This window comes from Burkholderia sp. 10_S31, from assembly GCF_056930375.1.
The window spans coordinates 616,613-629,671 of sequence record NZ_JBXOWK010000003.1 but is presented as its reverse complement, the minus strand read 5'-3'; the positions used below and the strand labels follow the sequence as shown (position 1 = coordinate 629,671).

Sequence of the window (13,059 nt, the reverse complement as noted above, 5' to 3'; positions counted from 1 at the left end):
GATGGAGCGGCAGTAGCGTCGAACGGTGCGCGAAGGGCGTCGCGCGATCATACGCCCGTTCGAGCACCGTGACGCGACATCACGCAGTTGCGGCGCGCACGCCTGCGGGTTCCCTCAGCGCGACGTACTGCAGCAGCACGATCGTCTTCGCGTCGACGATCTCGCCGCGCTCGACCGCATCCAGCGCCACGGCGATGGAAGGCATCGCGCGCATCCACGCGGACCTGTATTTCATGGGCGTGATCGGCGTTCATCCGGTCGCGGGGCTGAGCACCGGCGATTTCGAGGAAGCGGCGATCAAGCGTGCACTGGCCGCGCCCGCCGGCGAGACGGTCGTTCTTGCTTCGCAATCCAAATTGCGTGCGGCGTCGCAGCTCGTGATCGGCGAGCTCGCGCAATCCATCGTGGTCGAACAGGAAACCAACGCGGCGCTGACCGAGCCGATCGGGGCAGCAGGCGTGACGGTCGTGCGGGCATAGCCGCGCGGCGACTTCGATGGCGGCACCAGCGGCGTTGCACCGACATCGTCGCCGGCGCGATGTCAGCGTGGCGACAGGCACCGCTTGCTACCATGGGCGACGCCCACCTGCCGCGTCCAGTCCATCCGATGTCTTCGCCTTCCGCTCCGATCGCCCCCACACCGCCTGACGGCGATGCCCCGCCACCTGGCGTCCTCGCGTTGTTCGTCGCCTTCGCGCAGATCGGCCTGACCAGCTTCGGCGGCGGGCTGAGCGGGCGCATGATGCGCGACTTCGTGCACGAGCGTCGCTGGCTCGACGAAGAAGCCTTCCTCAACGGTCTTGCGCTGTCGCAGGCGCTGCCGGGCGTCAACGTGAAGAACCTCGCGATCTGGATCGGCTATCGGCTCGCCGGATGGCGCGGCGCGGTGGCCGGCTTCACCGGCATCATCGCGCCGCCGGCCGTGCTGATCGTGCTGTTCGGCGTCGCGTTCTCGACGCTCACGCGCTTTACGCTCACGCACGTCGCCCTCGCGGGCGCGGCCGCCGCCGCGATCGGGCTGTCGATCTCGATGGCGATCACCGCAGTGCGCCGGCTGCCGCGCCGCGTGCTGCCGTTCGCGGTGATGACGCTCACGTTCGTGTCGGTTGCGGTGCTGCACTGGCCGCTCGTGTGGACCGTGCTGATCGGCGGCACGCTGAGCGTCGCGCTCGAATACCGCCGTGCGGCCGCCGCCGTCGGGAGCGACGAGCGATGACTGTGTCATCACGCTACACCGCGCTGTTCGGCGTGTTCGCGCCGCTGTCGATCGCGACGATCGGCGGCGGTCAGGCGATCATCGCCGACATCCAGCGGCAGGTCGTCGACGTGCATCACTGGATGACGGCCACGCAGTTCGTGAACGACTTCGCGATCGCGCGGATGGCGCCGGGCCCCGGCTCGCTGCTCGCGACGCTGATCGGCTGGCAGGTGGCGGGCTTCTGGGGCGCGGTGATCGCGACGCTCGCGCTGTTCGGGCCGACCGCGTTCCTGATCTACGGCATCGCGCATCTGTGGCGGCGGCACCAGGGCGCACGCTGGCAAATCGCGCTCGAGGCCGGCCTGCGCCCGGTCGCGGCCGGCATGCTCCTCGCATCAGTCTGGGTGCTGCTGCAGGCGCTCGACGGCGGCTGGCCCGCGCGGGCGATCGCGGTCGCATCGACCGTGTGCGTGATGGTCACGCGCATTCATGCGCTGCTGCTGATCGCCGTCGGCGCGCTGCTGCTCGTCGGCGTGCACGCGATCGGCTGACGGCAGACGCCGGGCACACCGTTCGCGAGCGACGTGCGCCGAGGCCGGCCGTGGCGCTTAGCCACCCGCTACCTTGCGAAACACGCGGTACGCGTCGGCATGAAGCTCGAAGCCGATGCCCGGCGCCTGCGGCACGGCCGCGCAGCCGGCGTCGATCGTTTCGCCGTCCATCAGCCCGCTGAACGGACGGAACGCGAACGGACTGACCTCCGCACCGCCGAGCCCGAGCGCAGCGACGACGTGCAGCGCGAACAGATGACCGCCGTGCGACTGGCGGATCGCTGCATCATAGGCGCTTGCGCGAGAGCTCGCAGGCGCGTGGCCGTCGCGACGCAGTGAAGTCGTGCGACTTGTCCGGCATCGTCCGAATCGCACCGAACAACATCGGAATGCAGATTAATTTTCCGTCGTGCGCGATGCGCATCATGCTAGTCTCAGCCGGTCCACACGCACCACCGGCACGGCCGAGAATAAGATGGACATCCAATACGATGCGCGTATGATGAATTCGTCCGAGCATGGGTCATTTCGACGACCGCTCGCCCCGCCGTCTGCCCCCACACTGCGTTGCGCATTCATCCGCACGCATTGCCGCCCCTTTCACCCAACCCGTCGCGCCGCGGTGATACCGGTCGGATGCGTTCGTCCAGGCGATTTTTCGCGTCCGAACCCAGGAGTTGATCATGAGCATGCATCTCTATCGCGGCTTCGAAATCTATCCACTGATTTATCCGCACGTTGCGTCGCAGAACGGCAACCCGCACAACTACGACGGCGGCTTCGACGCGGCCGTGAAGATCTGTCTGCGCGGCACCGCCGAAACGCTGACCCGCAGTGAAACATTCCGCGTGCTCGAGCACGCGCCGTTCGAATCGGCAGGCGAAGCGCGCCGGGCTTCCCTGCGCTACGCGGAGGAAATCATCGACGGCAATCGCGGCAAGCAGCCGCTCTTTGCCGACATACACTGACGCATTCTGCCTGTTGCGAAAACCAGCCGGCTGCGCTTCATGCAAGCACGAAGCGCCGAGCCGACCCAACCGATCGGCGCCCCTTCGATCGTCACCGCACGCCCGAGGATCGCGAAAGCCGCGATCCACTTGCGGGACATTCACGCGAAACGACGAATCCTCAGGATGAGTGCCTTGCACGCCATCTCGCGTGCGCTTGAATTGCATCGGCCATCGAAGGTTCGGCTGGTCGATGCAAGCCGCCACTCACGTGTCGCTCCACGTCATCCACGCCCGATATCGGCAACGCTTGCCGATATCCGATAGCGCCCCGCAATTTGCCTTTGTACCGTCGCATCGCCTCGCCGATCGGTATCGCACGCGAAAAATGTCGCTGCCGGTCAACAGCGCGTCGCATTTGTTATGGGTTGCGGTCGGATATTTTCTAGATCGCGTGGTTTTGTGCCGAGAAGATACATGTCGCCAGGTGAGCCGAAGCGTGCCGAAGCGCCGCGGTGCCTCCCTGCAACGCGCAATTCATTGAACAACAAACCAGACACTGGAAACAGGGATTGGAGGACGACATGAATGGTAGTCATACGGGCCTGGCGACAGGCCTGAAGCAACGCCACGTCACGATGCTGTCGATCGCGGGCGTGATTGGCGCGGGCCTATTCGTCGGCTCCGGGCACGCAATCGCGGCAGCGGGACCGGCGGCACTGATCGCCTATGCACTGACGGGTGCGCTCGTCGTCCTCGTGATGCGCATGCTCGGCGAAATGGCCGTCGCGCACCCGGACAGCGGCTCGTTCTCGACCTACGCCGATCGCGCGATCGGCCATTGGGCCGGCTTCACGATCGGCTGGCTGTACTGGTGGTTCTGGGTGCTGGTGATTCCGATCGAGGCAACGGCGGCGGCCACCATCCTGAACGCGTGGTTCCCGAGTATCGCGACCTGGATCTTCGCGCTCGGCGTGACGCTGCTGCTGACGGTGACCAACCTCTTCTCCGTCAAGAACTACGGCGAATTCGAGTTCTGGTTCGCGCTGATCAAGGTCGTCGCGATCGCCGTGTTCATCGCGATCGGCGGTGCGGCCGTGTTCGGGCTGCTGCCGGGCGGCCACGCATCGGGCTTCTCGAACCTGGTCACGCACGGCGGGTTCATGCCGAACGGAATCGGTGCGGTATTCGCCGGCATGCTGATGACGATGTTCTCGTTCGTCGGCACCGAGATCGTGACGATCGCCGCGGCCGAATCGGAGAATCCGGAGCGGCAGATCGTGCGCGCGACGAATTCGGTGATCTGGCGCATCTCGCTGTTCTATCTCGGCTCGATCCTGTTCGTCACCGCGATCGTGCCGTGGAACGATCCGCTGCTGCCGGTGCACGGCTCCTACCAGCGCGTGATGGAACTGCTCGGCGTCCCGCACGCGAAGGCGATCATCGACGTGATCGTGCTCGTATCGGTCGCGAGTTGCCTGAACTCGGCGCTGTATACGGCGTCGCGCATGCTGTTCTCGCTCGCGAAGCGCAAGGACGCACCGGCGTTCCTGCAACGCACCGATTCGACCGGCACGCCGCGTGCGGCCGTGCTCGCATCGACCGCGTTCGGCTTCCTGACCGTGATCGCGAACTACGTGGTGCCGGAGCAAGTGTTCAACGTGCTGATCGCGACGTCCGGCGCGATCGCACTGCTCGTGTATCTGGTGATTGCAGTGTCGCAACTGCGGATGCGCCGCATGCTCGACGTGAGCGGTTCGGCGCTGACGCTGCGGATGTGGATGTTCCCGTGGCTCACGTGGGCAGTCATCGTGTTCATCTGCGGAACGCTCGTCACGATGCTGTTCCTCGACGGCCACCGGATGGAAATCGCCGCAACCGGCGTGCTCGCCGCGCTCGTGCTGATCGCCGCGCGGATCAGCCAGCGCAGCCGCGACGCGCAGTCGAGCCTTGGCCGCCGCGGCGTGTCGTCGGCCTGAGGGCGAATCGACGCGCGCAGGCAGGCGCGCGGTTGCCGCTGCCGGCGCATCGGTCGCATCGGTCGCATCGGTCGCATCGGTCGCATCAGGCTTCGCGCATGTCGAATGTTTCGCGCCCTTCGCCGACGACCGCCGTGCAACGGCGATGTTTCCGACGCGGCCCGGACGATGAGGTCCGGGCCGCGTCGTTCGCGGCGGACATTCGCATCCCAGCCGAGTCTGCGGCCCTACGTCGGCCGGCCGGTGCGATTCGACAAGAATCGCGCCGGCCTTCCTTGTTTCGCATCTGCGCGAGCAGCTGCACTATCCGCGCATCATCATGAGTCATGCAGCGCCTGTCGCCCCCCCGCCGGAATCCGACACGCCGACACGTATCCGGTTCGGCTTCATCCTGTTGCCGAATTTCACGCTGACGGCGTTCTCGGGGATGATCGACGTACTGCGCCTCGCGGCCGACGAAGGCGACAACAGCCGGCCGGTCAGGCTGTCGTGGACGATCCTCGGCGACATGACCGCCCCGGTTCGCGCGAGTTGCGGAATCCAGATCCCGGCGTGGGAGTCGCTGGATGCGCGCCGGGAATACGACTATGTGGTCGTCGTGGGCGGGCTCCTGCACGCCCGATCGGAACTCGACGCGACGACACTCGCATTCATTCGCGCGGCCGCATCGGCGGGCACGATGCTGGTCGGCATCTGCACGGGCGCGTTCGCACTGGCGCGTGCGGGCGTGATGGCCGGACACCGGATCTGCATCAGCTGGTTTCACTACTGGGACTTCATCGAGCGGTTTCCGTCCGTCGATGCGAAGCTCGTGGTGTCCGATCGTCTCTACGTCATGGACGGCCGGCGCGTGACCTGCTCCGGCGGACGCGCGTCGATCGACGTCGCGGCCGCGATCCTGGTGCGGCACATCGAGCCGTCGATCGTCTACAAGGCGCTGCGGATCCTGCTGGTCGACGGGCGCGAAACGGTCAGCGCGCCGCAGCCGCATCCGCCCGGCGTCGCGCCCAACGCGCATCCGAAGGTGAAGCGCGCGATCCTGCTGATGGAACAACACATCAGCCACTCGATCACGATCGACGAGCTCGCGCGACGACTGGACCTGTCGGCCAGACAGCTGGAACGGCTGTTCAGGGAAGCCACCGGCAGCGGGCCAGCCGCCTGCTATCGGGCGATCCGGATTCGCACGGCCGCATGGATGCTCATGCATCTGGACAAGAACATTTCCGAAATCGCGGCGGCTTGCGGATTTGCCGATGCGTCGCATCTCGGGCGCGAGTTCCGGCGCGCGTACGGAATGTCGCCGGGCGCCTATCGTGAGCGTCAGGCACCCTGCGCGATCGGCGCGATAGCGGAACCGGCCGAGCGTGCGACCACGCTCGGCGAGCTGTTTCCGAACCGGAACGAGTTCTATTGAACCGGAATCCCTCGCGGGTCATCCCGGCCGCAATCCCTGTTCGTCGGTATCGGCTGAAGGGTGCGGCGCAATGCGTCGGAACGACCGGCGCCCTTGCGCAGGCCGAACCGATCAACTCGCTCAGGCGAACACGAAGTACTTGCGCACCGTCTCCACCACTTCCCAGGTCCCCTTCATCCCGGGTTCGATGACGAACACGTCGCCGGCTTTCAGGTGCACCGCTTCCTCGCCTTCCGGCGTGATGATGCAGTAGCCGTCAAGGAAATGGCAGTACTCCCATTTCTCGTAGTTCACCTCGAACTTGCCCGGCGTGCAGATCCAGGTACCCATGATCTTGCTGCCGTCCTTGGAGAGGTAAGCGTTGAGGTTCACGGTGTGCGGATCGCCGCCGATGCGCTTCCACTTGGTCGCATCAAGGACCGGCGTCGGGCAGGTTTCGCGCAAAACGGTGATGAAATCGGACATGTCGGCTCCAGACTAACGATCGTATAAGAGGTCTGTCACGTTAGTTCGAAAGCGTTGGCGGGGCTTGTATGCTTCCGACACCGACTCGTCTATTTTCGACACCGGCGCGCGGGGCGGTGTGTCGTGAGCGCGTTCCGTTGCGCCTTGCGGCGACGGAACGCTTCCGGCCGATCGTTTGCGGCCATTCCCGCCGATGCCATCGCCCTCAACCCGGGCCATGCCGGTTTCGGGAATAGCGACCAGAACGCCTCGCTTGCAACATCTCGGCCAAACCCTGTAGAATTACGCGTTCTGCGGGCGTCGTATAATGGCCATTACCTCAGCTTCCCAAGCTGATGACGTGGGTTCGATTCCCATCGCCCGCTCCACCTTCGGCTGCACGGCAGCCAGCGCAAGAGCCGCCTCGTCGAAGGCGGCTTTTTTGTACCATGTGCCCGTTCATCCGGCGCACCGCTGCGCGTAACGGGCCCGCGCCCGAACCGAGCCTTTCTCTGTCACCGATGATGCACGACGATCCGAACGAAGCCGGCCTGCCGCCGGACGACGCCGCCCTTCCCGACGAAGCCGCCGACGGCGCCGACGAAGTCAATCCGCTGCACCACCGCCGCATCCGCAGCTTCGTGACGCGCGCCGGCCGCGTATCGACCGGCCAGCGCCGCGCGCTCGACGATCTCGGCCCGCGCTTCGTCGTCCCGTACGCGGCTGAAATTCCCGACTGGGACGCCGTGTTCGGCCGCAGCGCGCCGCACATCCTGGAGATCGGCTTCGGGATGGGCGCATCGACCGCGGAAATCGCCGCGCACCGCCCGGGCGACGACTTCCTCGGCGTCGAGGTGCACGAGCCGGGCGTCGGCGCACTGCTGAAGCTGATCGGCGAGCAGGACCTGCCGAACATCCGCATCATCCAGCACGACGCGGTCGAAGTGCTCGAGCACATGCTCGCGCCGGAAAGCCTCGACGGCGTGCACATCTTCTTCCCGGATCCGTGGCACAAGGCGCGCCACCACAAGCGCCGGCTGATCCAGCCGCCGCTCGTCGCGCACCTCGCGTCGCGCCTGAAGCCTGGCGCATACCTGCATTGCGCGACCGACTGGCAGAACTACGCCGAACAGATGCTGGAAGTGCTCGGCGCCGAACCGACGCTCGACAACACGGCCGCCGACTACGCGCCGCGCCCCGAGTACCGCCCCGTCACGAAGTTCGAACGGCGCGGGCTGCGGCTCGGCCACGGCGTGTGGGACCTGGTGTTCCGCAAGCGCGCCGGCTGAATTCCTGCTGCCGCGGCGCACCGCACGCTGCGCGCCGCGCAATGAAAAACGGCCCGACCGGCATCTTTGCCGATCGGGCCGTTTTCTTTTTCTATTGGAAGCGCCGTCGCCCCCGCACCGGCATCACGCCCAGTTCAACCATCCGCTGTAACCCACAAGCAGCACGAACAGGCCGAACGCGATCCGATACCACGCAAACACGGTGAAGTCGTGCGTCGCGACGAAGCGCAGCAGCCAGCGCACGCACACGAACGCGCTGATGAACGCGGCAACGAGCCCGAGCGCGAACAGGCCGAGCGAGTCGACCGTGAACGCCTGCCAGTCCTTGACCGTTTCATAGAGCGTCGCGCCGAAGATGATCGGAATCGCGAGGAAGAACGAGAATTCGGTCGCGACGCGCCGATCGAGGCCGAACAGCATCCCGCCGATGATCGTCGAGCCCGAGCGCGACATGCCCGGCACCAGTGCGAAGCATTGCGCGATGCCAACCTTCAGCGCGTCGAGCGGCGTGAGCGCATCGACCGACTGCACGCGCGGCGGCTCGCGGCGTTCGCGCTGCCGCGCCTCGGCCCACAGGATGATCGCGCCGCCGACGACGAGCGCGAATGCGACCGGCACCGGCGAAAACAGCACGGCCTTGATCTTCTTCTCGAACAGCAGGCCGAGCGCGATCGCGGGAATCGTCGCGATCACGACGTTCAGCGTGAAGCGCTGCGCGTCGGCCCGGCTCGGCAGCCCGCACACGACGGACACGATCCGCTGCCGGTATTCCCAGCAGACCGCGAGGATCGCGCCGAACTGGATCACGACGTCGAAGGTCTTCGCGTGCGCATCGTTGAAATTCAGGAAGCTGCCCGCGACGATCAGGTGGCCGGTGCTCGATACCGGGAGGAATTCCGTCAGCCCCTCGACGACGCCGAGGATCAATGCCTTGCAGATCAGGATCCAGTCCATCCGTGGCCCAACTCCGAAGTAGTCGAAAGAAAGGGCCGCGTCACCGCCGCGGCCCGCCCGGCCGCGCGCGGTGCGCCGTCACTTTTCGACGATCGCCACGCGTATGCCGTTTGTAAGAATCGTAATTGTACCGGGTTCGTAGTTCACTCCGGCAAATTGCAATTGCTCGGGCTTGAACGTGTAGATCGGATAGTTGGTCAGCACCTGCGTCGCGAGCAGGCCGGCGGCCGCGCCGACCTGCTGCGCGTACATCTGCGCGTCGCCGTCGAGCACGAGGCTGTCGACGGCCGGCGCCTTCAGCACGACCGAGCGGCTCGGCGCATCGTAAGCGAGCTGGCCCGATACGGTGAATTTGCCGCTCACCGGTTCGCGCAGGAACGGACTCGCGAAATGCGCATCGAGCTGCACGGCGACGCGGTTCTGGTCGGGCAGCAGGTTGACGGCGGGATTCGCGAGCGACACGTCGACGACCTGCGCGACCGTCTTCTGATACGGAAACTTGCGCGCGACGGCTTTCTGCACGTCGCCGCGCGAGAACGTGTAGTGATCGGGGATGAACGGGAACGTCGACGCACAGGCGGCGAGCGATACCGACACGCCGATGGCGCCGGCGCAAACGGCGAGGAAACGGCGCCGGCCGGGCGTGCAAGATGCGGTCATGCTGAACAATCTCCTGTATCGGGCAAAGCGGCAGTCGGGCCATCGGCTTCGCCCCGTGTGAGGCGTGGACCGAAGTTAGTGCTCGAGCGCACGCCACCGGTTCCGTGCGCGCGCCGCTGCACGGCGGCGCGGCCGTGCGTCAGCGGGCCGCGCCGGCGCCGGGCGACGGCTGCGTCGCGACCTCGAGGCGCGTCAGCCACGCGAGCGCGTCGTCGCGCGATGCCCCGCACATCTCGACGGACGGCTGCAGCCCGGAACAGCACGCGGGACGCTCGGGCCGGCCGAAGATCCGGCAGCGCAGGTCGTCGCCGAGCTGCACGCAGCGCACGCCGGCCGGCTTGCCGTCGGGCATCCCCGGAATCGGGGAGGAAATCGACGGCGCGATGCAGCACGCGCCGCACCCCTCGCGGCACGCATGCGGCGGCGGGACATCGGCGGGCGCCGGACGGATGGGCATTTCGACGGACACTTCGACTCTCTCGCAAACAACAAAAACGGTGCGGCAACCGGACGCAGCGGCGCGGCGGCCCACTGCGCATTGTGCCACCGCCGGCTGCGACGTTATTACACAATGCAGCCGAAACGGACATTCATATACTCGAAAGCATCTAAAAAGCGCGAGACCATCATGAACTCCGGTTCTGCCGACATACTGTTCCGTCCCGATTTGCTCGCGAAGTACGGCGCGAACGGGCCGCGCTATACGTCCTACCCCACCGCGCTGCAGTTCCGCGACGATTTCGATCCGGCCGACTACGTGCGCGCGGCGGCCGATCCCGGCGCGTCGTCGAGCGATCTGTCGCTGTACTTCCACATCCCGTTCTGCAACACGGCCTGCTTCTATTGCGGCTGCAACAAGATCGCGACCAACAATCATCGCCGCGCGCGCCCGTATCTCGAGCAACTGAAGCGCGAACTGGCGCTGCAGGCCGCGCTGTTCGATCCCGAGCGCCCGGTCACGCAGTTGCACTGGGGCGGCGGCACGCCGACGTTCCTGTCCGACGCCGAAACGGCCGAACTGATGGCGGCCACCCGCGAGCACTTCGCGCTCGCGCCGGACGCCGACGCCGAGTTCTCGATCGAGATCGACCCGCGCACGGTCACGCCCGCGACGGTCGTCCACCTGCGCAATATCGGCTTCAACCGGCTGAGCCTCGGCGTGCAGGATTTCGATCCGGTCGTGCAGCAGGCGATCAACCGGATCCAGCCGCTCGCGATGACGGCCGACCTGCTGTCGGCCGCGCGCACGACGGGCTTCCATTCGGTCAGCGTCGACCTGATCTACGGGCTGCCGCACCAGACGGTCGCCGTGTTCGCGCGCACGCTCGAGACGATCATCGAACTCGCGCCGGATCGCCTGTCGGTATTCGGCTACGCGCACATGCCGCACCTGTTCAAGATGCAGCGGCAGATCGACGATGCGACGCTGCCGCCGCCCGAAACGCGCATCGCGCTGCTCGGCCTCGCGATCGACATGCTGACGTCGGCCGGCTACGTGTACATCGGAATGGATCACTTCGCGCGGCCGTCCGACGAACTCGTGCGCGCGCAGCGCAACGGCACGCTGCAGCGCAATTTCCAGGGCTACAGCACGCGCGCGGACACGGACCTGGTCGGCTTCGGCGTGTCGTCGATCGGCAAGGTCGGCGACGTCTACGCGCAGAACGCGAAGGACCTGCCGGCCTACGGCGCGGCGCTCGACGCGGGCCGGCTGCCGATCGCGCGCGGCGTGCGGCTCACGGCCGACGACCGGCTGCGCCGCGACGTGATCACGCAGCTGATGTGCAACCTCGAACTGCCGTTCTCGCATATCGAGGCCGCGCACGGGATCCGCTTCGCCGAGCACTTCGCGCGCGAACTCGACGCGTTGCGCGGATTCGAGCAGGACGGGCTGCTGACCGTCGCCGGCGATCGCCTGACGATCCATCCGGCCGGCCGGATGGTCGTGCGCAACATCGCGATGGCGTTCGACGCGTACCTCGGCCGGACGCCGCGCCAGCGCTACTCGCGCACCGTCTGACGCGGCACGGCCGCGGGCGGGCGGCCGGTTTGATAAAGTAAGGGGCTCAACGCCCCTGCAAGAACCCGCACGATGCGCACCACCAAAGCAACCCACGCGGTCGAACGCCTGAAAACCCGCTCCGGCAACCCGCAGTTCGCGGCCGTCGCGATGGCGGGCGGCCTGTTCTACCTGGTCGACCGCTCCGGCGGCACCGCCGAGAAGCGCAGCGAACCGCTGCCGCTCGACGAATTCGTCAGGTTCGTCGACGAATTCGGCCCCAAGAAGCCGCGCAAGGCGAGCAAGCTCGACCTCGCGTTCGAGGCGCAGATCAAGAAGAGCAAGGGGTAAAGGTCTGTTGCAGGCCGTCTGAAGGCTTCGGCGCCGCCCGGTTTGGTACAATCACGAAGTTTCTCTATCCCCGCTGATGGCCGACCTGGCTGCGTGACCACACCATGAATATCGAAAACGCGCGTTTCAACATGATCGAACAACAGATCCGGCCGTGGGACGTGCTGGACCTGGACATCCTGGGCCTGCTGTCGATCGTCAAGCGTGAAAACTACGTGTCGCCCGAACATCGCGATCTCGCGTTCGCCGACCTCGAGCTGCCGCTGCCCGGCGGCACCAGCAAGATGCTGTTCCCGCGCGTCGAAGCGCGCGTGCTGCAGGAACTGGCCGTCAAGAAGCATGAGAACGTGCTCGTGATCGGCGCGGGTTCGGGCTACCTCGCGGCGCTGTTCGCCCATCGCGCGCAGCACGTGACGGCGGTCGACATCGATCCGGTCATCGCGAAGTTCGCGGCCGACAACCTGCGCAACGACGGCGTGACCAACGCGGAAGTCGTGCTCGGCGACGGTTCGCTCGGCTGGCCCGACAAGGCGCCGTACGACGTGATCTGCGTCGCGGGCGGCCTGCCGGTCGTGCCGCAGCAGATGCTCGAACAGCTGAAGATCGGCGGCCGCCTGTCGGCGTTCGTCGGCGGCCGTCCGGTGATGAAGGCGCAGATCATCACGCGCATCGACGACAAGCAGTACCGCGTCGCCGACGTGTTCGAAACCTACGTCAATCACCTCGTCAACGCGATCGAACCGTCGCGCTTCAAGTTCTGAGCGGCGGCCCCATGCAAATCCTGACGCCCGCGATGCTCGCGGAATGGCTTCGTGACCCGGCGCGCCCCGCGCCGGTCGTGCTCGACGTGCGCGAGCCGTGGGAAATCTCGACCGCGCAGATCGCCGGCAGCGTGTCGATCCCGATGCAGCAGATTCCCGCGCGCAGCGAGGAGCTCGACGACGAAGCGGAAATCGTCTGCGTGTGCCATCACGGAATGCGCAGCGCGCAGGTCGCGATGTTCCTCGAATCGCGCGGCTTCACGAAGCTGTACAACCTGCAAGGCGGGATCGACGCGTGGTCGCGCGACGTCGATCCGTCCGTGCCGCGTTACTGATCCTCCCCGCGGCGCATCGCGCGCCGCCATGCCGACCGGCACGTTGCCGCCGGTCTCGCCAGTCCGCCGAACGGGCGCGCCTTGCGCGCCCGTTTCCATTTCTGCTCCCGTGTGCCCCCTCCTCCGTGCAAGCATGCGCGCCGTGCACCATTTGCGCCCGCGTGAGCGCACCGC

At 66.5% G+C, this 13,059-nt stretch carries 14 protein-coding genes, 1 tRNA gene and 2 pseudogenes; 12 read left to right on the top strand and 5 right to left on the bottom strand.

From position 1 onward, the window contains the following. Positions 1-56: 56 nt before the first annotated feature. The 3 genes and pseudogenes from AC1Z3W_RS22915 to AC1Z3W_RS22905 form a co-directional block, all read left to right on the top strand. Positions 57-479, top strand: a pseudogene (locus AC1Z3W_RS22915) (DeoR/GlpR family DNA-binding transcription regulator); the annotation flags it as partial. 128 nt (positions 480-607) lie between these two features. Further along, positions 608-1,216 (top strand): chromate transporter, encoded by a 609-nt coding sequence (locus AC1Z3W_RS22910; protein WP_124834146.1) that lies wholly within the window; start codon positions 608-610, stop codon positions 1,214-1,216. Continuing rightward, entirely contained in the window at positions 1,213-1,749 is a 537-nt protein-coding gene (locus tag AC1Z3W_RS22905; protein ID WP_057928473.1) for a chromate transporter, read from the top strand. The genes AC1Z3W_RS22910 and AC1Z3W_RS22905 overlap by 4 nt, the downstream gene beginning before the upstream one ends. Positions 1,750-1,806: 57 nt before the next feature. Here AC1Z3W_RS22905 and AC1Z3W_RS22900 read toward each other — a convergent pair. Then, positions 1,807-2,016, bottom strand: a pseudogene (locus tag AC1Z3W_RS22900) (mandelate racemase); the annotation flags it as partial. 416 nt (positions 2,017-2,432) lie between these two features. Here AC1Z3W_RS22900 and AC1Z3W_RS22895 point away from each other — a divergent pair. The 3 genes from AC1Z3W_RS22895 to AC1Z3W_RS22885 all read left to right on the top strand — a co-directional run bounded on the left by AC1Z3W_RS22895 (position 2,433) and on the right by AC1Z3W_RS22885 (position 6,092). Beyond that, positions 2,433-2,717 (top strand): hypothetical protein, encoded by a 285-nt coding sequence (locus tag AC1Z3W_RS22895; protein ID WP_057928471.1) that lies wholly within the window; start codon positions 2,433-2,435, stop codon positions 2,715-2,717. A 563-nt stretch (positions 2,718-3,280) separates the two neighbouring features. Beyond that, on the top strand, positions 3,281-4,675 hold the full coding sequence (gabP, locus tag AC1Z3W_RS22890; RefSeq protein ID WP_057928543.1) for a GABA permease: 1,395 nt from the start codon (positions 3,281-3,283) through the stop codon (positions 4,673-4,675). 319 nt (positions 4,676-4,994) lie between these two features. Further along, on the top strand, positions 4,995-6,092 hold the full coding sequence (locus AC1Z3W_RS22885) for a GlxA family transcriptional regulator (RefSeq protein WP_124834148.1): 1,098 nt from the start codon (positions 4,995-4,997) through the stop codon (positions 6,090-6,092). 120 nt (positions 6,093-6,212) lie between these two features. On the opposite strand, the gene AC1Z3W_RS22880 is transcribed toward AC1Z3W_RS22885, so the two are convergent. Next, positions 6,213-6,557, bottom strand: a complete 345-nt coding sequence (locus AC1Z3W_RS22880) for a cupin domain-containing protein (protein ID WP_006752094.1) — start codon at positions 6,555-6,557, stop codon at positions 6,213-6,215. 293 nt (positions 6,558-6,850) lie between these two features. On the opposite strand from AC1Z3W_RS22880, the gene AC1Z3W_RS22875 reads away from it, so the two are divergent. Further along, positions 6,851-6,925 (top strand) — tRNA-Gly (locus tag AC1Z3W_RS22875). Between the two features lie 132 nt (positions 6,926-7,057). Continuing rightward, a complete protein-coding gene (gene trmB, locus AC1Z3W_RS22870; protein ID WP_483508507.1) occupies positions 7,058-7,825 on the top strand; it encodes a tRNA (guanosine(46)-N7)-methyltransferase TrmB in 768 nt (255 codons plus the stop codon). A 123-nt stretch (positions 7,826-7,948) separates the two neighbouring features. Here the strand turns inward: trmB and AC1Z3W_RS22865 are convergent, their stop codons facing one another. From AC1Z3W_RS22865 to AC1Z3W_RS22855, 3 genes are all read right to left on the bottom strand, one after another. Next, complete coding sequence (locus AC1Z3W_RS22865; RefSeq protein ID WP_057928468.1) at positions 7,949-8,779, bottom strand: undecaprenyl-diphosphate phosphatase; 831 nt, start codon at positions 8,777-8,779, stop codon at positions 7,949-7,951. Between the two features lie 78 nt (positions 8,780-8,857). Next, entirely contained in the window at positions 8,858-9,439 is a 582-nt protein-coding gene (locus AC1Z3W_RS22860; protein ID WP_057928467.1) for a DUF1439 domain-containing protein, read from the bottom strand. A 139-nt stretch (positions 9,440-9,578) separates the two neighbouring features. Next, entirely contained in the window at positions 9,579-9,896 is a 318-nt protein-coding gene (locus AC1Z3W_RS22855; protein ID WP_124835773.1) for a YkgJ family cysteine cluster protein, read from the bottom strand. A gap of 171 nt (positions 9,897-10,067) precedes the next feature. Here AC1Z3W_RS22855 and hemN point away from each other — a divergent pair, with 171 nt between their 5' ends. The 4 genes from hemN (at position 10,068) to AC1Z3W_RS22835 (ending at position 12,885) form a co-directional block, all read left to right on the top strand. Beyond that, positions 10,068-11,459 (top strand): oxygen-independent coproporphyrinogen III oxidase, encoded by a 1,392-nt coding sequence (hemN, locus tag AC1Z3W_RS22850; RefSeq protein ID WP_124835772.1) that lies wholly within the window; start codon positions 10,068-10,070, stop codon positions 11,457-11,459. Positions 11,460-11,531: 72 nt separating this feature from the next. Next, complete coding sequence (locus AC1Z3W_RS22845) at positions 11,532-11,789, top strand: hypothetical protein (RefSeq protein ID WP_057928465.1); 258 nt, start codon at positions 11,532-11,534, stop codon at positions 11,787-11,789. A 104-nt stretch (positions 11,790-11,893) separates the two neighbouring features. After that, on the top strand, positions 11,894-12,550 hold the full coding sequence (locus AC1Z3W_RS22840; RefSeq protein WP_057928464.1) for a protein-L-isoaspartate O-methyltransferase family protein: 657 nt from the start codon (positions 11,894-11,896) through the stop codon (positions 12,548-12,550). A gap of 11 nt (positions 12,551-12,561) precedes the next feature. Further along, positions 12,562-12,885: a rhodanese-like domain-containing protein gene (locus tag AC1Z3W_RS22835; protein ID WP_006758748.1), complete on the top strand. Its 324-nt coding sequence runs from the start codon at positions 12,562-12,564 to the stop codon at positions 12,883-12,885. Positions 12,886-13,059 lie beyond the last annotated feature (174 nt).

What these genes read in the sequence shown, in the direction of transcription:
- AC1Z3W_RS22910 (WP_124834146.1), top strand. Translation starts at nt 608, where the DNA reads ATGTCTTCGCCTTCCGCTCCGATCGCCCCCACACCGCCTGACGGCGAT.
- AC1Z3W_RS22905 (WP_057928473.1), top strand. Translation starts at nt 1,213, where the DNA reads ATGACTGTGTCATCACGCTACACCGCGCTGTTCGGCGTGTTCGCGCCG.
- AC1Z3W_RS22895 (WP_057928471.1), top strand. Translation starts at nt 2,433, where the DNA reads ATGAGCATGCATCTCTATCGCGGCTTCGAAATCTATCCACTGATTTAT.
- gabP (WP_057928543.1), top strand. Translation starts at nt 3,281, where the DNA reads ATGAATGGTAGTCATACGGGCCTGGCGACAGGCCTGAAGCAACGCCAC.
- AC1Z3W_RS22885 (WP_124834148.1), top strand. Translation starts at nt 4,995, where the DNA reads ATGAGTCATGCAGCGCCTGTCGCCCCCCCGCCGGAATCCGACACGCCG.
- AC1Z3W_RS22880 (WP_006752094.1), bottom strand. Translation starts at nt 6,557, where the DNA reads ATGTCCGATTTCATCACCGTTTTGCGCGAAACCTGCCCGACGCCGGTC.
- trmB (WP_483508507.1), top strand. Translation starts at nt 7,058, where the DNA reads ATGATGCACGACGATCCGAACGAAGCCGGCCTGCCGCCGGACGACGCC.
- AC1Z3W_RS22865 (WP_057928468.1), bottom strand. Translation starts at nt 8,779, where the DNA reads ATGGACTGGATCCTGATCTGCAAGGCATTGATCCTCGGCGTCGTCGAG.
- AC1Z3W_RS22860 (WP_057928467.1), bottom strand. Translation starts at nt 9,439, where the DNA reads ATGACCGCATCTTGCACGCCCGGCCGGCGCCGTTTCCTCGCCGTTTGC.
- AC1Z3W_RS22855 (WP_124835773.1), bottom strand. Translation starts at nt 9,896, where the DNA reads ATGCCCATCCGTCCGGCGCCCGCCGATGTCCCGCCGCCGCATGCGTGC.
- hemN (WP_124835772.1), top strand. Translation starts at nt 10,068, where the DNA reads ATGAACTCCGGTTCTGCCGACATACTGTTCCGTCCCGATTTGCTCGCG.
- AC1Z3W_RS22845 (WP_057928465.1), top strand. Translation starts at nt 11,532, where the DNA reads ATGCGCACCACCAAAGCAACCCACGCGGTCGAACGCCTGAAAACCCGC.
- AC1Z3W_RS22840 (WP_057928464.1), top strand. Translation starts at nt 11,894, where the DNA reads ATGAATATCGAAAACGCGCGTTTCAACATGATCGAACAACAGATCCGG.
- AC1Z3W_RS22835 (WP_006758748.1), top strand. Translation starts at nt 12,562, where the DNA reads ATGCAAATCCTGACGCCCGCGATGCTCGCGGAATGGCTTCGTGACCCG.